Source organism: Curtobacterium sp. BH-2-1-1, from assembly GCF_001806325.1.
Taxonomy (GTDB): Bacteria; Actinomycetota; Actinomycetes; order Actinomycetales; family Microbacteriaceae; genus Curtobacterium.
Genome location: NZ_CP017580.1, coordinates 638,264 through 661,190, shown reverse-complemented (window position 1 = coordinate 661,190; position 22,927 = coordinate 638,264). Strand labels below are relative to the sequence as shown.

21 protein-coding genes are annotated in these 22,927 nt (G+C 71.9%); 12 read left to right on the top strand and 9 right to left on the bottom strand.

The genetic code is table 11. From position 1 onward, the window contains the following. Positions 1-33: 33 nt before the first annotated feature. Entirely contained in the window at positions 34-438 is a 405-nt protein-coding gene (locus BJK06_RS03020; RefSeq protein ID WP_070416648.1) for a VOC family protein, read from the bottom strand. A gap of 10 nt (positions 439-448) precedes the next feature. Beyond that, on the bottom strand, positions 449-829 hold the full coding sequence (locus BJK06_RS03015; RefSeq protein WP_258027738.1) for a helix-turn-helix transcriptional regulator: 381 nt from the start codon (positions 827-829) through the stop codon (positions 449-451). Positions 830-1,034: 205 nt separating this feature from the next. Between BJK06_RS03015 and BJK06_RS03010 the strand changes: the two genes are divergently transcribed. The 3 genes from BJK06_RS03010 to BJK06_RS03000 are packed head-to-tail and all read left to right on the top strand — an operon-like array spanning position 1,035 to position 3,756. Then, positions 1,035-1,847 carry a hypothetical protein gene (locus tag BJK06_RS03010; RefSeq protein WP_083295011.1) on the top strand — a complete coding sequence of 271 codons (813 nt, stop codon included), beginning with the start codon at positions 1,035-1,037 and terminating at the stop codon, positions 1,845-1,847. Between the two features lie 56 nt (positions 1,848-1,903). Next, positions 1,904-2,905 (top strand): ATP-binding cassette domain-containing protein, encoded by a 1,002-nt coding sequence (locus BJK06_RS03005; protein ID WP_070416646.1) that lies wholly within the window; start codon positions 1,904-1,906, stop codon positions 2,903-2,905. Further along, positions 2,902-3,756, top strand: a complete 855-nt coding sequence (locus BJK06_RS03000; protein ID WP_070416645.1) for an ABC transporter permease — start codon at positions 2,902-2,904, stop codon at positions 3,754-3,756. The genes BJK06_RS03005 and BJK06_RS03000 overlap by 4 nt, the downstream gene beginning before the upstream one ends. 3 nt (positions 3,757-3,759) lie before the next feature. On the opposite strand, the gene BJK06_RS02995 is transcribed toward BJK06_RS03000, so the two are convergent. After that, positions 3,760-4,443, bottom strand: coding sequence for a response regulator transcription factor (locus BJK06_RS02995; RefSeq protein ID WP_070416644.1), 684 nt, complete (start codon positions 4,441-4,443; stop codon positions 3,760-3,762). Then, entirely contained in the window at positions 4,440-5,669 is a 1,230-nt protein-coding gene (locus BJK06_RS02990; RefSeq protein WP_070416643.1) for an ATP-binding protein, read from the bottom strand. The genes BJK06_RS02995 and BJK06_RS02990 overlap by 4 nt, the downstream gene beginning before the upstream one ends. Before the next feature lie 114 nt (positions 5,670-5,783). Between BJK06_RS02990 and BJK06_RS02985 the strand changes: the two genes are divergently transcribed. The 4 genes from BJK06_RS02985 to BJK06_RS02970 all read left to right on the top strand — a co-directional run bounded on the left by BJK06_RS02985 (position 5,784) and on the right by BJK06_RS02970 (position 10,616). After that, complete coding sequence (locus BJK06_RS02985) at positions 5,784-7,190, top strand: PspC domain-containing protein (protein ID WP_181015135.1); 1,407 nt, start codon at positions 5,784-5,786, stop codon at positions 7,188-7,190. Between the two features lie 11 nt (positions 7,191-7,201). Next, positions 7,202-7,549 carry a hypothetical protein gene (locus BJK06_RS18955; RefSeq protein WP_070416641.1) on the top strand — a complete coding sequence of 116 codons (348 nt, stop codon included), beginning with the start codon at positions 7,202-7,204 and terminating at the stop codon, positions 7,547-7,549. Between the two features lie 104 nt (positions 7,550-7,653). Then, a complete protein-coding gene (locus BJK06_RS02975; RefSeq protein WP_374930694.1) occupies positions 7,654-9,555 on the top strand; it encodes an amino acid transporter in 1,902 nt (633 codons plus the stop codon). Next, the gene (locus BJK06_RS02970) at positions 9,552-10,616 is read left to right on the top strand and encodes an EamA family transporter (protein WP_070416640.1); all 1,065 of its coding nucleotides are present in this window, start codon (positions 9,552-9,554) and stop codon (positions 10,614-10,616) included. The genes BJK06_RS02975 and BJK06_RS02970 overlap by 4 nt, the downstream gene beginning before the upstream one ends. Before the next feature lie 64 nt (positions 10,617-10,680). Here the strand turns inward: BJK06_RS02970 and BJK06_RS02965 are convergent, their stop codons facing one another. Next, positions 10,681-12,366 (bottom strand): long-chain-fatty-acid--CoA ligase, encoded by a 1,686-nt coding sequence (locus tag BJK06_RS02965; protein ID WP_070416639.1) that lies wholly within the window; start codon positions 12,364-12,366, stop codon positions 10,681-10,683. Positions 12,367-12,426: 60 nt separating this feature from the next. On the opposite strand from BJK06_RS02965, the gene BJK06_RS02960 reads away from it, so the two are divergent. Further along, positions 12,427-13,359 (top strand): oxygenase MpaB family protein, encoded by a 933-nt coding sequence (locus BJK06_RS02960; protein ID WP_070416638.1) that lies wholly within the window; start codon positions 12,427-12,429, stop codon positions 13,357-13,359. A gap of 57 nt (positions 13,360-13,416) precedes the next feature. On the opposite strand, the gene BJK06_RS02955 is transcribed toward BJK06_RS02960, so the two are convergent. From BJK06_RS02955 to BJK06_RS02940, 4 genes are all read right to left on the bottom strand, one after another. Next, on the bottom strand, positions 13,417-14,343 hold the full coding sequence (locus BJK06_RS02955; RefSeq protein ID WP_070416637.1) for an aldo/keto reductase: 927 nt from the start codon (positions 14,341-14,343) through the stop codon (positions 13,417-13,419). A gap of 200 nt (positions 14,344-14,543) precedes the next feature. Beyond that, positions 14,544-15,110: a TIGR03086 family metal-binding protein gene (locus BJK06_RS02950; protein WP_070416636.1), complete on the bottom strand. Its 567-nt coding sequence runs from the start codon at positions 15,108-15,110 to the stop codon at positions 14,544-14,546. A gap of 553 nt (positions 15,111-15,663) precedes the next feature. Continuing rightward, positions 15,664-16,224 carry a YceI family protein gene (locus BJK06_RS02945; protein WP_070416635.1) on the bottom strand — a complete coding sequence of 187 codons (561 nt, stop codon included), beginning with the start codon at positions 16,222-16,224 and terminating at the stop codon, positions 15,664-15,666. A gap of 129 nt (positions 16,225-16,353) precedes the next feature. Further along, a complete protein-coding gene (locus tag BJK06_RS02940) occupies positions 16,354-17,298 on the bottom strand; it encodes a hypothetical protein (protein WP_070416634.1) in 945 nt (314 codons plus the stop codon). A gap of 411 nt (positions 17,299-17,709) precedes the next feature. Here BJK06_RS02940 and BJK06_RS02935 point away from each other — a divergent pair, with 411 nt between their 5' ends. The 4 genes from BJK06_RS02935 (at position 17,710) to BJK06_RS02920 (ending at position 22,907) form a co-directional block, all read left to right on the top strand. Continuing rightward, the gene (locus tag BJK06_RS02935) at positions 17,710-18,714 is read left to right on the top strand and encodes an aldo/keto reductase family protein (protein WP_070416633.1); all 1,005 of its coding nucleotides are present in this window, start codon (positions 17,710-17,712) and stop codon (positions 18,712-18,714) included. Positions 18,715-18,919: 205 nt separating this feature from the next. Then, complete coding sequence (locus BJK06_RS02930; protein ID WP_070419160.1) at positions 18,920-19,417, top strand: GtrA family protein; 498 nt, start codon at positions 18,920-18,922, stop codon at positions 19,415-19,417. Then, positions 19,414-20,916 (top strand): glycosyltransferase, encoded by a 1,503-nt coding sequence (locus BJK06_RS02925; protein WP_070416632.1) that lies wholly within the window; start codon positions 19,414-19,416, stop codon positions 20,914-20,916. The genes BJK06_RS02930 and BJK06_RS02925 overlap by 4 nt, the downstream gene beginning before the upstream one ends. Beyond that, positions 20,913-22,907 carry a glycosyltransferase family 39 protein gene (locus tag BJK06_RS02920; protein ID WP_070416631.1) on the top strand — a complete coding sequence of 665 codons (1,995 nt, stop codon included), beginning with the start codon at positions 20,913-20,915 and terminating at the stop codon, positions 22,905-22,907. The genes BJK06_RS02925 and BJK06_RS02920 overlap by 4 nt, the downstream gene beginning before the upstream one ends. Positions 22,908-22,927: the final 20 nt, after the last annotated feature.

Here is a 22,927-nt window from a genome sequence, read left to right as displayed (position 1 = left end):
CTCCCGGCCCACAGGTGGGCGCGTGACGGGCCGTCAGGCCTGCGCGATCCGCACCATGTTGCCCGCGGGGTCGCGGACGGCCGCGTCGCGGACGCCCCAGAACTGGTCGGTGGGCTCCTGCAGGACCTCGGCGTCGGGACTCGCCGTGATCCGGTCGAACGTGGCGTCGAGGTCGGACACGCGGAGCTGCAGCATGGCGAGGCCGCCCTTGGCGAGGAGCGCGGCGATCGCGTCGCCGTCCTCCTGCGACCGACCGGCGTGCGGCTCGGACAGGACCAGCTCGAGGTCGGCGTGGTCCTCGCTCGCGAGGGTCACCCACCGGAACCCGCCGTTCTCGACGGTGTTTCGGACGGTGAAGCCGAGGACGTCGCCGTAGAAGGCGACGGCGGCGTCGATGTCGTCGGCGAGCACGTGCACGCCGCTGATCTGGATGCTCATGGCAGCGAGACTAGGACCGCCCGGTCGCCCCGCGCTTCTCGGATCCTGCTCGAACGGGTCGGGTGACGACCATGGCGTGACAGCTCCACACGCCGGCGAGGGCGTCGTGATCGGCGGCACGGTACTGCGACGGGGTCATCCCGACGAGCTCGGTGAAGCGCGACGAGAACGATCCGAGGCTCGTCGCGCCGACGGCGAGGCAGACCTCGGTCACGCTGAGCCCGGTGCTCCGGAAGAGCGCCTGTGCCCGTTCGATGCGCCGGGTCATAAGGTACGCGTACGGGGTCTCGCCGTAGGCGGCGCGGAACCGGCGGCTGAAGTGGGCGGGCGACATGAAGGCGCCGGCGGCGAGCGACGGGACGTCGAGGGGTTCGGCGTAGGCGCGGTCCATCCGGCTGCGGGCGAGCCGGAGCCGTCGGAGTTCGTCGAGGTCCGCGGTCACGCATGCCATCCTGCACCGCCGGCTCTCGGGTGACTCTGTGCGGGCGTTCAGTCAGTGGTCGCCGGCGCTCCCTAGGGTGGCAGTCCACGGCACCGCTCCACGGCGGGCCGCACTGCTCCGCCGCCGGCGGGGCGCACCCGAAGGAGCATCGACCATGGGATTCCTCGACCGCCTGCTCGGACGTCCGGAGCGCGACCAGAACGGCGCCGCGCAGCAGAACCAGTGGGGACAGCCGCAGCAGCCGCAGCAGCAGGGGTACCGCTACGGCCAGCAGTCCTACCACCAGCCCGCGCCCACGGGGGCGCCGGCGGCCGGCGGCCAGTACGGCACGCCGCAGTGGGGCGGCGGCGACCCGACCGGTGGCCAGCAGGCGTCGACCGACGACGAGCGTGCGGTCGAGCGCTACCGCTACCTGCTCCGCACGGCCCCGCCGGAGCGCATCGAGGAGGTCCACGCCGAGGCCTTCGCGAAGCTCACGGACGAGCAGCGCCGGATGGTCTACGACGAGTTCACCCGGTCTGCGCCGGCCGGCGAGGCCCCGCGCGGCGACGACCCGCGCTCCCTGGCCCAGGCCGCGACGCGCTCGGAGATCCGGCAGCCCGGGTTCATGGAGCGCTCGCTCGGCGGTGTCGGGAACGGTCGCGGCGGGATGTTCGGCGGTGCCGGGCAGCGCTCCGGTCCTTCGTTCGGCAGCATGATCGGCGCCTCGATCCTCGGGACGGTCGCCGGCTACGTGATCGGTTCGGCCATCATGAGCGCCTTCCTGCCGGACCCCGGATCGTTCGACGGCGGTACCGATGCTGCGGGTGACGGTGGTTCGGAGGACACTGGTGCCGACTCCGGTGACGGAGGCGCGTCCGACAGCGGCGCGTCCGACGGCGGCGGGTTCGAGAGTGCGGGCTGGGGCGACAGCGGATCCGACTTCGGCGGTGGCTTCAGCGACTTCGGTGGTGACTTCGACGTGTAGCGCGTCACGGTCGGCACCGACCATCTGATATGTTCCATGCTCGACAAGGGAGCGACATGGCCATCATCGAAGCCTCCGGGCTGACCAAGACGTACCGATCGAAGTCCGGTCCCGTGCACGCACTGGCCGGGCTCGACCTGGTGGTGCCGCAGGGCACCGTCAAGGCGCTGCTCGGGCCGAACGGTGCCGGCAAGACCACCACGGTGAAGGTGCTGACCACGCTCATCACGCCGGACAGCGGCACGGCGACGATCGACGGCATCGACGTCATCGCCGACCCGCAGGCCACCCGGCGGTCCATCGGGGTCTCCGGCCAGTACGCCGCGGTCGACGAGAACCTGACCGGGTTCGAGAACCTCGAGATGATCGGGCGGCTCTACCACCTCGGTCGTCGCACGGCGCGGGAACGGGCGCGCGAGCTCATCGACGTCTTCGACCTGGCCGAAGCAGGGGACCGCCCCGTGAAGGGCTTCTCCGGCGGCATGCGGCGGCGGATCGACCTCGCCGGCGCGCTCGTGATGAACCCCCGCGTGCTGTTCCTCGACGAGCCGACCACCGGGCTCGACCCGCGCAGCCGGCTCGCGCTCTGGGGCATCATCGAGGGGCTCGTGGCCGAGGGCACGACGGTGCTCCTCACCACGCAGTACCTCGAAGAAGCCGACCAGTTGGCCGACGACATCGCGGTGATCGACGGTGGGACCGTCATTGCCGAGGGCACCTCCGACCACCTCAAGGCCCAGGTCGGCGGCCACCGGGTCGTCGTCACGCTGGTCGACCAGGCCGATGCGGACGCCGCCACGACCGTCCTCCGTCGCTACGGCGTCGGCGAGGTCGAGGCCTCCGGCGACGGCCGGACCCACGCCATCGCGGTCGAGGCCGGACCCTCGGCACTCCAGCGGGTGCTCGCCGACCTCGGTGACGCCGGCATCGAGCTGCACGACGCCGGCATGCGACGCCCCACCCTCGACGACGTGTTCCTCCGGCTCACCGGCCACGCGGCGACGGACGACGATGCGGTCGACCCGGCTGCCACGAAGCAGAAGGAGGCGGCACGATGACCGCCACCACACCGGCCACGGCACTCGGCCGGCAGCTGCCCGTCGTCGTCACCTCGCCCGCGGCGGTCTGGTTCGAGGACGGCTGGACGGTCACGAAGCGGAACCTCATCAAGATCAAGCGGTCGCCGGACATGCTCGTGTTCGCGGTGCTGCAGCCGATCATGTTCGTCCTGCTCTTCAGCCAGGTCTACGGCGGCGCGATCCAGGTGCAGGGGACCGACTACACGCAGTTCCTGATGGCGGGGATCTTCGCCCAGACGGTCGTGTTCGGCGCGACGTTCTCCGGCTCGGCGATGGCGCAGGACCTCAAGGAAGGGCTGATCGACCGGTTCCGCACGCTCCCGATGTCGGCGTCCGCGGTGCTCGTCGGCCGGACGAACTCCGACCTGGTGCTGAACGGGATCTCGATGGCGATCATGATGCTCACCGGGCTCGCGGTCGGGTGGCGGGTGAACTCGTCGCCGCTCGAGTTCCTCGCCGGCATCGCACTGCTGCTGCTCTTCAGCTACGCGTTCAGCTGGGTGATGGCGCTGCTGGGCATGAGCGTCAAGACGCCCGAGGTGATCAACAACGCCTCGTTCATGATCCTGTTCCCGTTGACGTTCATCTCCAACGCCTTCGTCCCGAGCGACACGCTGCCGCTCGTGCTGCGGGTCTTCGCGGAGTGGAACCCGGTGTCGTCGCTCGTGCAGGCCGCCCGCGAGCTGTTCGGCAACGTCGGCTCGGCACCGGTTCCGGACATCTGGACGATGCAGCACCCGATCGTGACGGTGCTGATCGGGATCGCGGTGATGCTGGTGGTGTTCGTGCCGTGGTCGGTGAACAAGTACACGCGCATCAGTTCGAAGTAGTGCTCAGAGGAGCTTCCGCTGGAGCGCCCACGCCGTGAGCTCGTGCCGGTTCGACAGCTGCAGCTTCCGCAGGACCTTCGACACGTGCGTCTCGACGGTCTTCACCGAGATGAACAGGTCCGCGGCGACCTCCTTGTAGGCGTACCCGCGGGCGATGAGCCGCATCACCTCTTGCTCGCGCGCGGACAGGCGGTCGAGTTCCGTGTCGACCTGCGCGGTCTCGCCGCTCACCGCGCCGAACGCGTCGAGCACGAAACCGGCCAGCCGCGGCGAGAACACCGCGTCACCCTCGGCCACGCGGTCGATCGCCTCGGCGACGTCGGCCTCCGACGAGCTCTTGGTGATGTACCCGCGCGCTCCCGCCCGGATCACCCGCACCACGTCGTCCGCCGCGTCCGAGACGCTCAGCGCGAGGAACCGGGTGTCCGGGTGGCCCGGGGCGGCGCGTGCGATCACCTCGGCGCCACCACCGCCCGCACCGCCGGGCAGGTGGACGTCGAGCAGGACGACGCGCGGTCGGGTCGCGGCGACGAGGTCGACGGCCTCGTCGACGGTCGCGGCCTCACCGACGACCAGGAGGCGCGGCGGCAGCCCGGCGCGCACGCCGGCCCGGAAGATGGAGTGGTCGTCCACGATGGCGACGGTGAGCGGTGCGGCCTGCGGCTGCGCGGTGGGGTCGTCGGTCACGGGTGCTCCTCGGTCGGCCGGTCGGGGGCGGTCAGGGGGAGGACCAGACGGACCTCGGTGCCGGTGCGTCCCGGCCCCGGCGCGATCGTCGCGGTGCCACCGATGCGCTGCATCCGGCCGACGATCGACTCGCGGACGCCGTAGCGGCCCTCCGGGACGGCCGCGGGGTCGAAGCCCGGCCCGCGGTCGCCGATGGTGACCTCCACGCGGTCGTGGGCGGTCTCGGCGTACACCCGGACGGTCCCGCCGGCGTGCCGAGCGGCGTTGAGCATCGCCTCGCGGGCGGCCGCGACGATGCCCTCGGGCAGGTCGGCGCGCGCCGGACCGATCGCGATCACCTCGACCTGCGCCGGGTACTCGGTCTCGATCTCGACCGCGGTCGCCCGGAGCTGGGCCCCGAGGTCGGCGGTCGGCTCGGCCTGTTCGGCGAACAGCCACGACCGGAGTTCGCGTTCCTGGGCCCGCGCGAGCCGTGCGGCGTCGGAGCCCGGCTCGGCCCGCTGCTGGATGAGCGCCAGGGTCTGCAGGACGGAGTCGTGCAGGTGCGCCGCGATCTCGGCCCGCTCGACGTCCCGCACACGGGCGGCGCGCTCCTCGGCGAGGTCGCGGACGAGCCGGACCACCCAGGGCGCGACCACGACGGCGACGCCGAGCAGCACCGCGGTCGCGGCGGTGAGGACCGTCCAGACGTTCGGGTGCGTGCTCGAGGTGAAGAACAGCAGGATGCCGAGCACGACGAGCACGAGCGCGCCGAGGGCCCGGACGACGAGGGCGGAGGACCCCGCGGCGCGGACGTTCCGGAGGGCGTCGAGTTGCCGCCACGCGAGTGCCGCTCCGGTGGCGACGACGATCGCCGGCACGATGAACGCGAGCGGGACGTCGGCGCCCAGGCGTGAGGCGACCATCGCGCCGCCCGCCGTCAGCAGGGCGATGCCGAGCAGGATCTCCACGACCGGCGCCCGGCGCGCGTGCTCGTCCGGCGCGGCCTCGGCCTCCGCTGCGGGACGGGTCAGCACCGCCCGCAGGGACGTCGGCGTCGCCGGACCCTGGCTCGGCGTCGTCGCCCAGAGCCAGGCGTAGAGCAGGACACCGGCCCCGCCGCACACCGCCAGCACCGCGGTCGCGAGCCGCACCGCGCCGACGGGCAGCCCGGTGTGGGTAGCGAACCCGCCGCACACGCCACCGACGACCCGGAGGGCCGGGCGGGACATCGTGGCGGTCGGCATGGGCCAATCCTGGCACCCCGGGTCCGCCGACCGCGGGCTCGGGGGCGGGGATCAGGGGACGATCAGGGTGAACCCCGATGGTGCCGACCGTCGGCGGCCACGATGCTGGTGGCCATGACACAACAGGACACCGGCGGCCCCGCGTCGGCGACACGGTTCTTCGACTGGATCCGGGGCATCCACGTCACCCGGTCCGACGACCGCTGGCTCGCCGGCGTGTGCGGCGCCGTCGCCGAGCGCACCGGGCTCGACCCCCTGGTGGTGCGGGGCGTCGCGATCGTCGTGGCGCTCCTCGGCGGCCCGGTGTTCCTCGCCTACGCGGCGGGGTGGGCGCTGCTGCCGGACTCGTCCGGGCGCATCCACGTCGAGCGGATGGTCCGCGGGGTGCTCGACCCGGCGCTCATCGCCATCGGCGTCCTCGTGGTGCTGACCTTCGTCCCCGCCGTCCAGGGCATCTGGTGGCAGGGTGTCCCGGTGGCGTGGGGGATGCCGGGCTGGCTCTCGGCCACGCTCGGGACCGCGTGGACGATCGCCCTCGTGGGGTGCGCGGTGTGGCTCGTGGTGGTCCTGGCGCGCCGGGGCTCGCAGCCGGCAGCCGGCGAGCCGGCTGCGGCCGGTGAGCCGGCGGAGCCGGGCATGCGCCGCGACTTCTGGACGAGTGCCGACGACCCCGCGCCGACGCCGTGGGCGGCGACGGGCGAGACGACGGCGGGTGGACCCGACCACGTCGCTCCCGGTGGGTCCGCGGCGGGGGCGAGCAGCGCCTCCTGGCAGTGGGACACGACCTCCGCGGCGGACCGACACCGTCAGCACACCGAGCGGATGCGCGCGGAACGGCAGCGGCAGGCGGAACGGCGCGCGGAGCGAGCCGAACGGCTCCCCGGTGCCGGGTACGTCGCCGTGAGCCTGGGCCTCGCCCTCGTCGTCGGAGCCGGCGTCGCGGTGTGGGCGCAGCAGACCGACCTGCCCGTGCCGGTGCTCGGGATCGCGGCCGCGGTCGCCGTGCTGGCCGTGGCGACCGTCGTGGCCGGCGTGCGCGGACGGGAGAGCGGTGGTCTCGGGCTGTTCTCGACCATCGGGGTCGTCGCGCTCGTCGTGACGGGGGTGCTGCCGACCGGCACGCAGGTCACGGTCGTCGGCGGGACCACCTGGCGGGTGGACGACGTGCGGCCGGGCACCGAGCGGAACTACGCGATGGTGGTCGGTGGGCCGACGCTGGACCTCCGCGGGCTCGACGAGGCCGACGGCGGCGGGACGGTGAACCTCTGGCTGGGAGCCGGGGGAGCCGAGGTCCAGCTGCCGACCGACGCTCCCGTCCGGGTCCGGGTGAGCGGCATCGGGTACGGCGTCGAGCTCCGTCCGGACGACGACGCGGACGACAGCCTCGGTGGCGCGCTCGGCACGACGACCGTCGAGAACCGGGCAGCGCGATCGGCGGACGCCGCCGAGACCACGACCGTGCACGTGTGGCTCATCGGCGGTGGCGTCGACGTGCCGCGCGCCGTGACCGTCGACCAGTGAGGAACGAGACGATGACGAACGACGAGACCACCCCCGACGACCGGACCACCCCCGACGACCGGACCACCCCCGACGACCGGACCACCCCCGACGACCGGACCACACCGGTCGACCCGACCACCTCGAGCACCCCGTTCGACGGGGCCCCGGCACCCGCTCGCCGCCCGCGCCGTGCACCCCGCTTCGGCACGGTCTTCTGGGGGGTCGTCCTCCTCGTGTTCGCCGCCGCGATGGCCGTGAGCGCCCTGCCGTGGTTCACCGTCGACCCGATGACGCTCCTGCTCGGGGCCTGCCTGACCGCCGGGGTCCTGCTCGTGGTGGCCGGTGTCGCGGCGGTGATCGCGAGACCACGGCGCTAGGACGGCCTACGATCGTGTCCGTGACCGCGACAGACGCCGAGCGGGCCGCGGAACGCGACGCGACCGAGCCTCCCCTCGACCGAAGCACCCGTGTGCGTCGCTGGATGCTGCACGGGGCCGACCAGGGCGCCTCGCACCAGGGCCCGCACCAGGTCGAAGTGGAGAAGACCCACTCGTGGTGGCGCGTCATGTGCCTCACGGGCGTCGACTACTTCTCGACGCTCGGGTACCAGCCCGCGATCGCCGCGCTCGCCGCCGGGCTCCTGTCGCCGATCGCGACGATCGTGCTCGTGCTCGTCACGCTGTTCGGCGCCCTGCCGGTGTACCGCCGGGTCGCGCAGGACAGCTTCCGGGGCGCCGGCTCGATCATGATGCTCGAGAAGCTCCTGCCCTGGTGGGCCGGCAAGCTCTTCGTGCTCGTGCTCCTCGGGTTCGCGGTGACGGACTTCATGATCACGATGACGCTGTCCGCGGCGGACGCGACGGCGCACATCGCGGAGAACCCCTTCACGCCGCACTGGTTCACCGAGATCCCGGTGCCGCTCACGCTCGCGCTGCTGCTCCTGCTCGGGGTGGTGTTCCTCCGCGGCTTCAAGGAGGCGATCGGCATCGCGGTCGCGCTCGTCGCGGTGTACCTGCTGCTCAACGCGGTCGTCGTCGGGGTGTCCCTGTGGCACGTGTTCGAGAACCCGATGGTGGCGAGCGACTGGTGGAGCGGCCTCACCGCGCAGCACAGCAACCCGCTCGTGATGATCGGCATCGCCCTCATCGTCTTCCCGAAGCTCGCGCTGGGCCTGTCCGGCTTCGAGACCGGCGTCGCGGTGATGCCGCAGGTGCGCGGCGACGCGTCCGACGACACGAGCGCCCGACCCGAGGGGCGGATCCGCGGGACGAAGCGCCTGCTCACCGTCGCCGCGGTCATCATGAGCTCGTTCCTCATCACCTCGTCGATCGTCACCACCTTCCTCATCCCGCAGCACGAGTTCCAGCCGGGCGGCGGCGCGAACGGCCGGGCGCTGGCGTACCTGGCGCACGAGTACCTCGGCGGCGTGTTCGGCTCCGTGTACGACTTCTCGACGGTCGCGATCCTGTGGTTCGCCGGTGCGAGTGCGATGGCGGGTCTGCTCAACCTCGTGCCCCGGTTCCTGCCCCGCTACGGCATGGCGCCGCAGTGGGCGCGGGCGACCCGGCCGCTTGTCATCATCTTCACGCTCATCGCCTTCGTGATCACGATCATCTTCCAGGCGAACGTCGACGCGCAGGGCGGCGCCTACGCCACGGGCGTGCTCGTCCTCATCACGAGCGCCGCGGTCGCGGTGACCCTGTCGGCCCGACGGAAGCAGCAGAAGAAGCGCACGATCGGGTTCGGCATCATCGCCGTGGTCTTCGTGTACACGACCGTCGCGAACGTCATCGAGCGGCCGGACGGCGTCCGCATCGCCGCGATCTTCATCATCGCGATCGTGGTGGTCTCGCTGGTCTCCCGGGTCCGCCGGTCGTTCGAGCTCCGTGCGTCGTCGATCGAGCTCGACGCCACCGCCCGGCAGTTCATCGAGGCCGACACCGACCAGTTCAGCTCGGTCTGCATCATCGCGAACGAACCGGGTGCCGGCACGGCCGAGGCGTACCGGTCGAAGGGGCGCGAGGAACGCCGCGACTCCGGCATCCCCGCCCGCGTGCCGACGATGTTCCTCGAGGTCCTGCCCGCCGACTCCTCCGACTTCGAGGAGGACCTCGTCGTCGAGGGCCACGTCATCCACGGGCACCGCGTGCTCAAGGTCCGGTCGGGCAACGTGCCGAACACGATCGCGTCGACGCTCCTCGCGATCCGGGACATCGCCGGCGTCGTCCCGAGCATCTACTTCGAGTGGAACGAGGGCAGCCCGATCCGCAACGCCATCCGCTTCGTGTTCACCGGCGTCGGTGACGTCGCGCCCGTGACGCGCGAGGTGCTGCGCGAGGCGGAGCCCGACGTGAACCGCCGACCGAGCGTCCACGTGTCGTGACGGGCGGGGCGGACGCGAGCCGCGCCTCCAGGCCCGTCGGTGGACTCGCGGCGGTCCTCGTCGCCGCGGCCGTGTGGGGGACCACCGGCACCGCGACGCACTTCGCGCCCGGGGTCCCCGCGTTCGTGTTCGGGGCCGTGACGTTCGGCCTCGGCGGGATCGTCCTCGCCCTCGGCGCCGGTCGCGGCACGCTCCGCGCGGTCGCCGACCCGGCGAGCCGTCGCTGGGCGCTGCTCGGCGCGGCGTCGCTCGTCGTCTACGCGGTCGCGTTCTACGCGGCCCTCGCCGACGCGGGCGTCGCGCTGGGCACGACGGTGGCCATCGGGTCGTCGCCCGTGTTCGCGGGGCTCGTCGAGTGGGTGGCGGACGGGAGGCGCGTCACGCGCAGGTGGGTCGTCGCCACCCTGGTGAGCGTGGTCGGGATGGTCGTCGTGACGCTCGCGCGGTCCTCCGAGCATGCGGGCGCGTCGGGTGGTTCCGATCGGGGCGGGTCGCTCGTGCTCGGGCTCGGGCTCGGGAGTGCGCTGCTCGCCGGTCTGACGTACGCGCTGTACTCGTGGGCGGTCGCGCGGGGCATGCGTGCGGTGTCCGTTCCCGTCGCGCTGCCCGGCGGTGTGTCCGTGGCGGATCGTGCCGCGCTGCTGGCTCGCGCGTCGCTGCCGGGTCGCGCGTCGCTGCCGGGTCGCGCTTCCCCGCTGGCTCGCGCGTCCCTGCCGGGTGAGCGTGGACTCGTCGGTGCGGTGTTCGGGCTCGCGGCGGTCCCGCTCGTGGTGCTCGCCGTCGTGGGCGGGCAGGCATCGCTAGGGGTCGCGGCGAACTGGCCGGTGTTCCTGTACCTGGCGCTCGTGCCGACGGTGCTCGGGCACTCGCTGTACGCCGTCGGGCTGCGGTCCGTGAGCGCCTCGGTGGCGACGCTGCTGTCGTTGTTCGAGCCCGTCGTGGCCGCGGTGCTCGCCGTGCTCGTGGTGGGGGAGCACCTCGGTGCCGGCGGCTGGGTCGGCATCGGGCTGGTGGTCGTCGGGCTGGCAGTCCTGGCCGTGCCGGAGCGGGCGCGCGCCTAGCGCTACGGGCGCGCCGCCAGGGGCGCGCCGCCGGGGGCGCGGGTGCGCCGCCAGGGGTGCGCCGCTACTCGCCGAGGATCTGGTCGCGCACCTTCCGCCGCAGCACCTTGCCGATCATCGAGCGCGGCAGGTCCTCGACCACGACCACCCGGCGGGGCACCTTGTACGCGGCGAGGTGCTCGCGCGACCACGCCCGCAGGGCATCGGCGTCGAACGTCGCGGGGTCCTTCGGCACGACGGCCGCGACGACCTGCTCGTTGCCGCCCTGGGTGATCCCGACGACCGCGACCTCGCGCACGCTCGGGTGCTTGAGCAGGGCGTCCTCGACCTCGGTCGGGGAGACGTTGAACCCGCCGGTGATGATGAGCTCCTTGAGGCGGTCGACGATCCGGACGTAGCCGTCGGCGTCGATCGCCACGATGTCACCGGTCCGGAACCAGCCGTCCGGCGTGAAGACCTCGTCGGTGGCCTCGGCCTTGCCCCAGTACCCGCGGAACACCTGGGGCCCGCGGACCTGGAGCTCGCCCGGCTCGTCGGTCCCGAGGACCTTCGTCGGGTCGTCCGGGTCGGCCACCCGCGCCTCGGTCGAGGACAGCGGCAGGCCGATCGACCCGAGGCGCCGGGCCGGGGACACCGGGTTCGCGAGCAGGACGGGGGAGCACTCGGACAGGCCGTAGCCCTCGACGAGGTAGCCGCCGGTGCGGGCCTCCCACGGCTCGACGACCTCCTTCGAGAGCGCCATCGCCCCGGAGATGCCGATCTCGATCCCCTCGAGCGAGACCTTCGCGGAGTCCGCCGCGTGCTGCAGCCGCGCGTAGATCGGGGGCACGGCCGGCAGGAACGTCGGCGGGTGCTTCTTCATCGCGGCGAGCACGAGTGCCGGGTCGAACGTCGGGAACAGCACGAGCCGCGAGGCCATGCTCATCGCGAAGGTCAGGCAGAGCGTCAGGCCGTAGGCGTGGAACATCGGCAGGACCGCGTAGACCACGCTGCCGTCACCGGGCTGGATCTGCGGGACCCACGCCCGGGCCTGTGCGGCGTTCGCGATGAGGTTGCCGTGCGACAGCACCGCACCCTTCGGCACGCCCGTCGTGCCGGACGTGTACTGGATCAGGGCGACGTCGTCGGTGGCGGGTCGGGGGTGGCGCTTCGACAGCTTCCGGTTCGACACGAGGTCGTCCCACGGCGTCGTGCCGCGCACCTTGGTGGTCAGCTTCGCCCGGGACTCGCGGGCCTTCGCGACCGGCAGCGACAGCGCGATCCGGGTCCCGCGCGGCATCGCGCGGGTGAGGTCGACCGAGACGATCGCGTCGAGCTTCACGTCCGAGGGGAAGTCCTGCAGCGTCGCCACCGACTTGTCCCACGCGATCGCGACCTTCGCGCCGTGGTCCTCGAACTGATGGCGGAGCTCGCGAGGCGTGTACAGCGGGTTGTGCTCGACGACCACGGCGCCGAGGCGGAGCACGGCGTAGAAGGCCACGATGTGCTGCGGGCAGTTCGGCAGCACGATCGCCACCCGGTCGCCGGCGGTCACCCCGAGCTTGCGGAGGCCGTTCGCCGCCCGGAGGATCTGTTCCTCGAGCTCGGCGTACGTCGTCGTCCGCTTGAAGAACTCGAGTGCGACCTTCTTCGGGAAGCGCCTGGCGGACCCCTCCACGATGTCGTACAAGGAGCCGGTCGGCTCGTCGATGTCGTGCGGGACCCCCGGGGCGTACGAGGCAAGCCAGGGACGAGGCGTGTCGATGCTCACGCCGACCAACCTAGCGGGCCACCCGAGCGCGTTGTCAGGGGCACGACGGACGATGGCGTCATGCCCTCTGTCGCCGATGCCTTCCGATCCCGTCTCAACGACACGTTCACCGGTGGTGCGACGGAGCGCCCGGCCTGGATCGACGAGCTCGAACAGGGCACGGACGCCGGGTTCTTCGGGCCCGGCTCCGCCACCTGGTCGGTGCACGGCGGGAAGCAGACGATCCTCGCGGGTGTCCGCGCCCTGCTCGTCCAGGCGCTCCACCCGGGGGCGCTCGCCGGCGTCGCCGACCACTCCCGCTACCGCGAGGACCCGTTCGGCCGCCTCGCCGGCACGATCCGCTGGATCTACACGGTCTCGCACGGCGACACCACGGCGGCCCGGTCCGCGAGCGCCTGGGTCCGGAAGCTCCACGAGCGCGTCCGTGGCGAGTACGTCGACGGCCACGGGGTCACGAAGCCGTACGCCGCGAACGACCCGGACCTCGCCCGGTGGGTGCACCTCGCGTTCACCGACGCCTTCCTCCGCAGTGCGCAGCTGTGGGGCGAACCCATCCCCGGCGGTGCCGACGCCTACGTCCGTGAGTGGGCGATCGCCGGCCGGCTGATGGGCGTCGAGGACGCCCCCGAGTCCGACGCCGAGCTCCGCGCCCAGATGAACGGGTACCTCGACCGCGGGGAACTCGTCGCCAACGCACGGACGCTCGACGTCGTCCGGTTCATCAAGGACCCGCCCCTCGCACGCCTGCTGCGCCCCGGGTACCGGGCGCTCTTCGACGGCGCGGTCGTCTCCCTCGATCCGCGGCACCGCTCGATGCTCGGGTTGCGGACGCCTGCGGTCGGGCCGGTGGAGTTCCCGGTCCGTCGGACCGCGGGCGTGGTGCTCGACGGCATCGGTGCCGTGCTCGGGCACCAGCCGGGGACGGAGCGCGCGGCGCTCGTGCGGATCGCGCGGCTGGGCGGCGAGCGGCGGATTCCGGACGCGACCGTCTGACGGCCAGGAGGCGCGGTGCCAGCTGGCACCGCGCCTCCCGTCCGTCCGGTGGGTGCGTCAGAAACCGGACGGCACCCGGGGTGTGTACGCGGATTCGAGACGGGTGACCTCGTCGTCCGTGAGGTCGATCGTCGTCGCAGCGACCGCGTCGTCGATGTGGTGCTCCTTCGTCGCGCCGACGATCGGGGCGGAGACCGCGGGCTGCCGCATGACCCACGCGAGGGCGATCTGCGCCATGCTCACGTCGTGGGCCTCGGCCACCTGCTGCACCGCGTCGACGATCGCGCGGTTGGCGTCCTCGTCCTGCTTGTAGAGCGTCTTGCCGAACTCGTCGGTGTCGGCCCTGTTGCCGGAACCCTGCGCGTCCCAGGGGCGGGTGAGCTTGCCGCGGGCGAGCGGGCTCCACGGGATCACGCCGACGCCGGTGTGGGCGCAGAAGGGGTGCATCTCGCGCTCCTCCTCTCGTTCGAGGAGGTTGTGCTGGTTCTGCATGCTGACGAACCGCGTCCAGCCGTTCAGGTCGGCCACGTGCTGCATCTCGGCGAACTGCCACGCCCACATGCTGCTCGCGCCGATGTAGCGCGCCTTGCCGGACTTCACGACGTCGTGGAGCGCCTCCATCGTCTCCTCGACCGGGGTGTGCGGGTCGAAACGGTGGATCTGGTACAGGTCGACGTAGTCCGTGCCGAGGCGGGTCAGCGAGGCGTCGATCTCGTGCATGATCGCCGCCCGCGAGAGTCCGGCGCCGTTGGGGCCCGGGCGCATGCGGTTGAAGACCTTGGTGAAGACCTGGACCTCCTCGCGCGGGGCGAGTTCCTTGAGGAGGGTGCCGGTGATCTCCTCGGAGCTGCCCGCGGAGTAGACGTTCGCGGTGTCGAACGTGGTGATGCCCTGGTCGTACGCGCGGCGGACGAAGGGGCGGGCCTCGTCGATGCCGACGCTCCACTCGTGGGCGCCCTTGTCGGGGTCGCCGTAGGACATCATGCCGAGGATGACAGAGCTGATCTGGAGGCCGGAGGCGCCGAGGCGGGTGGTCGGGGTCGCCGGGCGGGCGGTTTCGGGGCTTGCCGGGCTTGCAGGGCTTGTCGAGCGGGCGGTTTCGGGGGCTGCCGAGCGGGCGGTTTCGGGGGCTGCCGGGCTTGTCGAGCGGGCGGTTTCGGGGGTTGCCGAGCGGGCGGTTTCGGTCATGCCGCCACCCTGGCATCGCGCCCTGTGACCGCGAGGAGGCGGACCTGCAGCGGCGCGTCCTCGTCGACGTCGACCGGTGCGGCGTAGAGCCCGGTCGCGGCGAGGTCCTCGATCTGCGGCTCGAAGTGCTCCCACACGGCCTGCACGAGTTCGTCCGGCAGGGTCTCGTCGCTGCCGGTCGCCCGCGCGAGGTCCCACGTGTGGATCGTGATGTCGCTGGTCTGCTCGGTGAGGTACTGCCCGGCCGGGACGACGTCCGTGGCGAGGTGCACCGGCGTGTCAGCGGGCGTTCTCTGCCACGCCTCGATGGCTTCGGCCGCGAACTTCGCCCACTCGGCCGCGAGGTCGGAGCCGACCGCTTCGAGATCCGCTTCGGCCTGGGCGTAGTCGCACCCCGTCAGGAGCTTCGGGATCCACCGCTGCTCCTCGACGACGTGTCGGACGAGGTCTCGGGTGGTCCATTCGGAGTCGGGGGTCGACGCGTCCCAGTCCGTGACGGCGGCGACGCGGCGGCCGAACTCGGCTGCCGCGAGTGCCTGCAGCGCGATCCAGTCGGTGGCCATGGTGGTGCTCCTGTTCGTGGGTCCTGCGGGTGCGGGGTGCTGCGAATGGTGGGTGTTCGACGACCGGCCCGGAGGCGGGTTCTCGTGTGTTCCCATGCAACCTTCCAGCTCGGGTTCCGATTCCCCGCGGCGGTCGCCCGGTGCCGGTCGGCGGACGCTGCGGTCTCACGCTACTGCGCGCGGTCGCCGGGCGAGCGGGCGAAATGTGCGGGGGTGCCACGTCCGTCGGTGCCGAATCCGCCCGATCGGCGCGTGTGGCGCGCGCGACCAGGGACACCGGCGCGCGCGACGGAGCCGATCGCGTCGCGGTCGCGGCGAGCGGGCGGAAGCTGGCGGGCGCTTGCCAGGAACCGCGCGTACTTCGCCCGCTCGACGGCGGGACGCGCGAGCGACCAGCCCCAAGCCCCCCGCCCCCCCCCCCAGCAACGACGAACGGCCCGACTCCATGGGGGAGGAGCCGGGCCGTTCGCTTCGGGTACTGCAGTGTCCTGCGGTTCGATGTCCCTCAGGTCACGCGCAACGCGATGACCTTCGGGTCAGGAGGGACGAGGTGTCAGGCCGCCTGGAGGACGAACTGCACGTCGAGGTTGATCGTCACGTCGTTGCCGAGCGTGAAGCCACCGGCCTCGAGCGCAGCGTTCCAGTTCACGCCGAACTCGGTGCGGTCGATCTTGGTCGTGGCCTCGGCGCCGAACTTGACCTGGCCGTAGCCGTCGGTCGTGAAGCCGCCGAGCTCGGCCTTGAGGACGACCGGCTTGGTGACGCCACGCAGGGTCAGGTCGCCGGCGATGTGCAGGTCGTCGCCCTTCGCCTCGATGCTCGTCGAGCGGAAGGTGAGCTGCGGGTGCTCCTCGGTGAGGAAGAAGTCGCTCGTCTTGAGGTGCTGGTCGCGCTGCTCCTGGCCGGTGTTGATGGACGCGACGTCGATGTTCGCCTCGACGGTCGACTCGAGCGGGTTCTCGGCGGTGACGACGGTGGCGTCGAAGGTCTCGAACTTGCCCTTGACCTTGCTGATCGCGAGGTGGCGGACCGAGAACGTGACCTCGGAGTGGGTGGGATCGATCTTCCAGGTACCGGTCTGGTAGCCGGGGATGGTCGAGGCGGTGAGCGTCATGGTGACTCCTTCGAAGCGTGTGGACTGCGTTCCCGAGCAGGCGTCGGGCGGAACCACGATTCCATGCGCCTGCATCGAAGTTGACGCTAGCCCATTCTGCACGTGTTTGGTTGAAGCGTCAACCAATGTTCATCTCAGTGACGCTGGACGGCGTGTCGGACGTGGGTCGTGCCTCCCGGTCGAGACGCCGTCGAGGAGGCGACGGACGCGCGCCACGAGCGCCTCGATCGCCGGTCCCACGTCGTCCGCGGTGGCACGCAGCAGCCACCAGCCGGCGTCCTTCAGGTGTTCACCCCGCGTGATGTCCTTGCGGAACGTGCGATCGTCGGTGCGGTGGAGGTCGCTTTCGTACTCGATCGCGACCCGGGCGTCCGGGTAGGCGAGATCGACGCACGCGATCCACCGGCCGTCCACCACGACGTCGTGGTTCAGGGCGGGTTGCGGCAGACCGCGCCGCGTGAGGGCGAGTCGGAGCCGGGTCTCGCCGGGCGAACGTGACCCTGGGCGCATCTCGGCGAGGGCTGCTCGGACGCGACGGATGCCCCTCGCTCCGCGGTAGCGGCGAGCTGCGGCGACCAGTTCGGCGTGGTCGCACCAGCCGAGCCAGCCGATGATCGCGTCGCCGACCACGATGAGTTCGTCGCGGCTCAGGAGGGTCGCGAGCGCGACGAACGTGTCCGCTGGGTGGGTCAGCGCCGCGGTGCCCGAGTGGACCACCTGGAGTCTGCCGCGGCGGGCGCGGTGCCCGATCGTCCCACGGACACGGAGCGCCTGGTCCGTCCCGATCGTCGTCACGTGGACGCGGGGATCGCGCTCGAGCCGGCGCGGGAGCGGGAATCCGAGGATCGCTGCGGCGGTCGTGTGGCTGAACGCCTGGTCCGGGCGCAGGCGCGGCTGCACCGCTCGTGCGCGCTCGTCGTGCGTCTGCGGACGGGTCCAAGCGCGGATGCCGTGGAACGGGCGGAGGAACGCTCGTGATCGGAGTCGGCCGACGCTGACGCCGCGGTGCAGGGCTTCGCGCACGCGGAACGGTCGGCCGCGGAGGGCCATCGGGAAGGTCGCGTCGACGTGCATGCGGCCAGCGTGGCCGCCGGTGGCACCGTGCGAGTGGCGCCCGCCCTGATCTGTGGACGGCTGGTGCGAGCGACCGCCTGTGGACGGATGGCCGGCTCGAGGGCGGCTCGGGAGGCGCGGCGCGAGCGGGCGAAATGGCCCCGGTTCCAGCGTGGTCCCGTGGGTATACCGCCCGCTCGCGCAGGTCGGCCGCCGGCGCATCCGAAGGGCTCGGGAGGCGCGGCGCGAGCGGGCGAAATGGCCCCGGTCCCAGCGCGGTCCCGTGGGTATTCCGCCCGCTCGCGCATCCCGCCCCCGCGCCGCCCCGCACCGCGCACCCCACCCCGCACCCCACCCCCCCCCGCAGCGCCCCCGCACCCAGGTACTCGCACGGCCCCTCACGGGGCGGGGAAGCCCGCTAGCGTCGGGAGCATGGAATTCAGGTACCTGGGCAACTCCGGACTCAAGATCTCCGAGATCACCTACGGCAACTGGCTGACGCACGGCTCGCAGGTCGAGAACGACGTCGCCACCCAGTGCGTGCGGGCAGCGCTCGACGCCGGCATCACCACGTTCGACACCGCGGACACGTACGCCAACACCGCCGCCGAGACCGTCCTCGGCGAGGCGCTGCAGGCCGAGCGCCGCCAGTCGCTGGAGATCTTCACGAAGGTCTACTGGCCGACCGGGCCGAAGGGGCACAACGACGTCGGCCTCAGCCGCAAGCACATCATGGAGTCGATCGACGGGTCGCTCGAGCGCCTCCAGACCGACTACGTCGACCTCTACCAGGCGCACCGGTACGACCACGAGACTCCCCTCGAGGAGACGATGCAGGCCTTCGCCGACGTCGTCCGCCAGGGCAAGGCGCTGTACATCGGCGTCAGCGAGTGGAACGCCGAGCAGATCCGCGCCGGTGCCGCGCTCGCGAAGGAGCTCGGCTTCCAGCTCATCTCGAACCAGCCGCAGTACTCGATGCTGTGGCGGGTCATCGAGGGCGAGGTCGTCCCCGCGTCGAAGCAGCTCGGCCTCAGCCAGATCGTCTGGTCGCCGATCGCCCAGGGCGTGCTCACCGGCAAGTACAAGCCCGGTCAGCCCCTCCCCGAGGGCTCCCGCGCCACCGACGAGAAGGGCGGCGCCGACATGATCAAGCGGTTCATGCGCGACGAGGTCCTCGAAGCCGTCCAGCGCCTCCAGCCCGTCGCCGACCAGGCCGGCCTGACCCTGGCGCAGCTCGCCATCGCGTGGACGCTCCAGAACGAGAACGTCGCGAGTGCGATCGTCGGCGCGTCCCGTCCGGAGCAGGTCACCGACAACGTCAAGGCCGCGGGCGTGCGCCTGGACGCCGACGCCCTCGCGGCGATCGACGCAGCCCTGGGGGACATCCCGGAGCGCGACGCGTCGAAGACCGTCAGCCCGGCGTCGCGCCCCGCGTAGACGCGACCACCCTTCCGACCTGGAGGCGCGGTGCCAGCTGGCACCGCGCCTCCAGTCCGTCGTGGGGGCGCGTCCACCGCGACCCGCATGTGAACAGCGGGTGTCGCGAAACTGGCAGACCCATCCGTAAGTCTGTACCCCACCCAAACCGCCTCGAGAAGCCCCCCGAATCGGGGGCATGACCCGAACCGATACCCCCGTTGTGGTGCCATCCGCAACCGGCGCGGTACCCGTCCCTCCGCGCGCGGCCGTCGCGCGCCTGGTGGTGCTCGCGCGGCAACTCGTCTCCTTCGGCAGCATCGGCGCCGTCTGCTTCGTCATCGACCTCGGCGTCTACAACCTCCTCCGCGCGACCGTGATGCCCGACGGGCCCATCGCCGCCAAGATCGTCTCCGCCGTCGTCTCCACGGCCTTGGCCTGGATCGGCAACCGGTTCATCACGTTCCGGGCCGAGCGGCAGACCGGCCGCCGCGAGACCCTCCGCGAGGGGCTCCTGTTCGCGGTCACCAACCTCATCGGGCTCGGCATCGCCGCCGCGTGCCTGTTCGTCTCGCACTACGTCCTCGGTTTCACCTCCACCCTCGCCGACAACGTCGCCGGCAACGGGGTGGGTCTCGTGCTCGGCACCGCGTTCCGGTTCGCCGCGTACAAGGCCCTCGTCTTCCGTTCCACCGACGCTCACGCGAAGGAGCTCGCCGAATGATCATCTCCGCCACGCTGTGGACGGCCGCAGGGCCGCTGCTCCAGCCGAACGAGGGGACGGCTCCGTCGAGCGTCCCGAACCGCGGCACGACCGACGTCCCGACAGGAGGCTCGGGGCAGCTCCCGCAGGCCGCCTGGTCGGTCGGCGAGTGGGTCGGGTACTCGGCCCTCATCGCGATCTCCGTGCTGCTCACGATCATCGCGCTCACCACGCTGTGGTGGATGCTGCACGCCTGGCGCTCGCGCGACGCGCTCAAGTCGACGAGCTTCAGCCAGACCCCGCGCCCGGCGGCGCACCGGTTCACGCTGCTGGTCCCCGGCCGCCACGAGCAGGACGTCATGGGGGAGACGCTCGACATGCTCGCGAAGCAGGACCACCCGGACTTCGAGATCATCGCGATCGTCGGCGAGGACGACCCCGAGACGGACGCCGTCGTGCGTGCCGCTGCGGCCCGGCACCCCGGGCTCATCACGGTCGTCGTCGACGACACCGCGCCGAAGAACAAGCCGAAGGCGATGAACCTCGCGCTCCAGTACGCGACGGGCGACATCGTCGGGGTGTTCGACGCGGAGGACGAGGTCTACCCGCGGCTGCTCTCCCTGGTCGACTCGCGCTTCCAGGAGACCGACGCCGACGTCGTGCAGGGCGGCGTGCAGCTGATGAACTTCAAGTCGAGCTGGTGGTCGCTCCGGAACGTGCTCGAGTACTACTTCTGGTTCCGCTCGCGCCTGCACTTCCACGCCGGGTCGAAGTTCATCCCGCTCGGCGGCAACACCGTCTTCGTGACGAAGGAACGCCTGGACTGGTCGAACGGCTGGGACGCGCACTGCCTCGCCGAGGACTGCGAGCTCGGCGTCCGGCTCTCCGCCGACGGCGCCAAGGTCGTCGTCGCCTACAGCCCCGAGGCCGTCACCCGCGAGGAGACCCCGCCCACCTTCGCCTCCCTGCTCAAGCAGCGCACCCGGTGGAACCAGGGCTTCCTGCAGGTGCTCGGCAAGGGGGAGTGGAAGAAGCTCCCGTCGTTCCGCCAGCGGTTCTTCGCCCGCTACATGCTGACGATGCCGTTCATCCAGGCGGCCACCGGGCTGCTCATCCCGCTCAGCGTCCTGATGATCCTGTTCGTCAAGGTGCCGACGGCGGTCGCCCTCGTGTCGTTCGTGCCCGTCGCCCCGACGCTCATGCTGCTCGCCGTCGAGGTCGTCGGCCTCAACGAGTTCGGTCGGCTCTACAAGGAGAAGGTCCGGATCCGCGACTACGTGAAGCTCGTGCTCGGCCTCGTGCCCTACCAGATCTTCCTCGCCGCAGCGGCGGTCCGGGCCGTGGTCCGGCACGCCAAGGGGCAGAACGGGTGGGAGAAGACCGAGCACACCGGGCAGCACCGCACGGCCGGGCAGTCGGCCGAGGTCGTCGGCTTCGCGAACGCCGTGACCACCGATCGGGCGGACGACCGCTCGGACGACCGTGAACTCGTCGCGTCGACCACCGGAGGGACCCGATGACCGCCAGCATCACCGACACCACCGGCATCCCGATCCGGGGCGCCGTCGCCCGCCAGCGCTCCGGCGTCGGCGCCTGGTTCCGCCGGCACGCCGCGAGCCTCGGCTGGCTCCTCCCCGTCCTCGCCATGACGGTCGTCGTGCAGTCGTGGAACATGTCCGGCACGCCGCAGCGGATCGACGACGAGGGCACGTACACCGCCCAGGCCTGGGCGATCACGCACCTCGGCGAGATCACCCACTACACGTACTGGTACGACCACCCGCCGCTGGGCTGGATCCAGATCGCCGGGTACACCTCGCTGACCGGGGCGTTCGCGCGCTACCCGTTCGCCGTCGAGGCCGGGCGCGAGGCGATGGTGTTCTTCGCCGCCGTGTCGAGCATCCTGCTGTTCGTCCTCGGCCGCCGACTCGGTGCCGGCCGTGCCACCGCGGCGGTCGCGGGCCTCGTGTTCGCGCTGTCGCCCCTGGCCCTGCAGTACCACCGCACGGTCTACATCGACAACGTCGCGACGCCGTGGCTCCTCGCCGCGTTCGTCCTCGTGCTCAGCCGTCGCCAGCAGCTCGCCGGCTTCGCGGGTGCCGCTGCGTGCCTCGGCATCGCGGTGCTCTCGAAGGAGACGTACCTGCTCGCCCTGCCGTTCCTGATCTGGATCGCGGTGCGCCGGGCCGACCGGAGCACCCGCCGGTACACGCTCAGCGTCGCCGGGGCCGTGCTCGCCGTGATCGGTGGCGGCTACCTGCTGCTCGCCGCGGTGAAGGGCGAGCTCCTGCCCGGTACCGGTCGGGTCAGCCTCTTCGAGGGCATCACCTACCAGCTCGGTTCCCGGGCGGCCAGCGGATCGGTGTTCGACGCGGGGAGCCTCGCGAACGAAGCCGCCGCGCAGTGGTGGGCGCTCGACCCGGTGTTCATCGTGCTCGGCTCGGCCGCCGCGTTCGTCGGGCTGTTCCTCCGCCGGGTGCGCCCGATCGCGGCGATGCTCGTGTTCCTGCTGCTCATGATGTTTCGCCCGAACGGGTACCTGCCCGTGCCGTACGTGATCATGCTCATCCCGTTCGCCGCGCTCCTCGTCGCCTACACCGCCGAACGTGCCGTCCTCACCGTGCTCGGCCGCCTGCGCGGGACCTCGGGGACCGATGCGCGGGCCGTCGTCCGCCGGGGCCTCGGCACCACGTGGGCGGTCGTGACGTCCGCGGCACTCCTCGTCGCCCTCCCGCTCTGGGGCACGCAGCTGCGCGGGTTCGTGCTCGGCAACCTCGACCTGCCGATGCAGCAGGCCGAGCAGTGGGTCGGCGACAACGTCCCGAAGTCCTCGCGGCTGCTCGTGGACGACGCCATGTGGGTCGACCTCGTGCAGGACGGCTTCGCCCGGAACAACGTCATCTGGTACTACAAGCTCGACACCGACGCCGCGGTCGAACGCCAGTCGCCGAACGGCTGGAAGGACTCGGACTACGTCGTCACGACGGACTCGATGCGCACCGGAGGCAACTCGTCGTCGGACATCCGCCAGGCGATCGAGAACTCGACGACCGTCGCCGCGTTCGGCACCGGCAACCAGCGGGTCGACGTCCGACGCATCCACGCCGAGGGGTCGACGGCCGCCGAGGCCGCCATCACCCGCGCGACCGACCTCCGGAAGACGATGGGGACCGAGCTCGCCTCGAACCCGGCGCTCTTCGCCGACGAGGGCACCAAGTCGCAGTTCCGCGCCGGACAGGTGGACTCGCGGGCGATGATCGCGCTCGGGCAGGTCCTCGCCGACGGGTTCGTCGAGGTCGACCGGTTCACGCCGGTGTCCGGCGAGACCGGGCAGCCCTTCCGGCGGGTCGTCCTGGAGGCCCCCGGCAACGCCGAGGCGTCCCGCGTCGAGGCCACCCTCGACGCCATGGCCAGCGGGTTCCGACCCGACTCGGTCGAGCGGGACGGGTCGCGCCTGACCGTCGTCTACGCCCCCGCCGACCCGACCACGACCGCGACGAGCGCCTCGTGACCGCCGCCGCACCCACGCAC

Coding starts and splice junctions, on each gene's coding strand:
- BJK06_RS02950 (WP_070416636.1), bottom strand. CDS start 15,110: ATGGCCACCGACTGGATCGCGCTGCAGGCACTCGCGGCAGCCGAGTTC.
- BJK06_RS02920 (WP_070416631.1), top strand. CDS start 20,913: ATGACCGCCAGCATCACCGACACCACCGGCATCCCGATCCGGGGCGCC.
- BJK06_RS03010 (WP_083295011.1), top strand. CDS start 1,035: ATGGGATTCCTCGACCGCCTGCTCGGACGTCCGGAGCGCGACCAGAAC.
- BJK06_RS02990 (WP_070416643.1), bottom strand. CDS start 5,669: ATGCCGACCGCCACGATGTCCCGCCCGGCCCTCCGGGTCGTCGGTGGC.
- BJK06_RS02940 (WP_070416634.1), bottom strand. CDS start 17,298: ATGCACGTCGACGCGACCTTCCCGATGGCCCTCCGCGGCCGACCGTTC.
- BJK06_RS02985 (WP_181015135.1), top strand. CDS start 5,784: ATGACACAACAGGACACCGGCGGCCCCGCGTCGGCGACACGGTTCTTC.
- BJK06_RS03015 (WP_258027738.1), bottom strand. CDS start 829: ATGGACCGCGCCTACGCCGAACCCCTCGACGTCCCGTCGCTCGCCGCC.
- BJK06_RS02945 (WP_070416635.1), bottom strand. CDS start 16,224: ATGACGCTCACCGCCTCGACCATCCCCGGCTACCAGACCGGTACCTGG.
- BJK06_RS02975 (WP_374930694.1), top strand. CDS start 7,654: ATGCTGCACGGGGCCGACCAGGGCGCCTCGCACCAGGGCCCGCACCAG.
- BJK06_RS02935 (WP_070416633.1), top strand. CDS start 17,710: ATGGAATTCAGGTACCTGGGCAACTCCGGACTCAAGATCTCCGAGATC.
- BJK06_RS03005 (WP_070416646.1), top strand. CDS start 1,904: ATGGCCATCATCGAAGCCTCCGGGCTGACCAAGACGTACCGATCGAAG.
- BJK06_RS02955 (WP_070416637.1), bottom strand. CDS start 14,343: ATGATGTCCTACGGCGACCCCGACAAGGGCGCCCACGAGTGGAGCGTC.
- BJK06_RS18955 (WP_070416641.1), top strand. CDS start 7,202: ATGACGAACGACGAGACCACCCCCGACGACCGGACCACCCCCGACGAC.
- BJK06_RS02925 (WP_070416632.1), top strand. CDS start 19,414: ATGATCATCTCCGCCACGCTGTGGACGGCCGCAGGGCCGCTGCTCCAG.
- BJK06_RS02960 (WP_070416638.1), top strand. CDS start 12,427: ATGCCCTCTGTCGCCGATGCCTTCCGATCCCGTCTCAACGACACGTTC.
- BJK06_RS03020 (WP_070416648.1), bottom strand. CDS start 438: ATGAGCATCCAGATCAGCGGCGTGCACGTGCTCGCCGACGACATCGAC.
- BJK06_RS03000 (WP_070416645.1), top strand. CDS start 2,902: ATGACCGCCACCACACCGGCCACGGCACTCGGCCGGCAGCTGCCCGTC.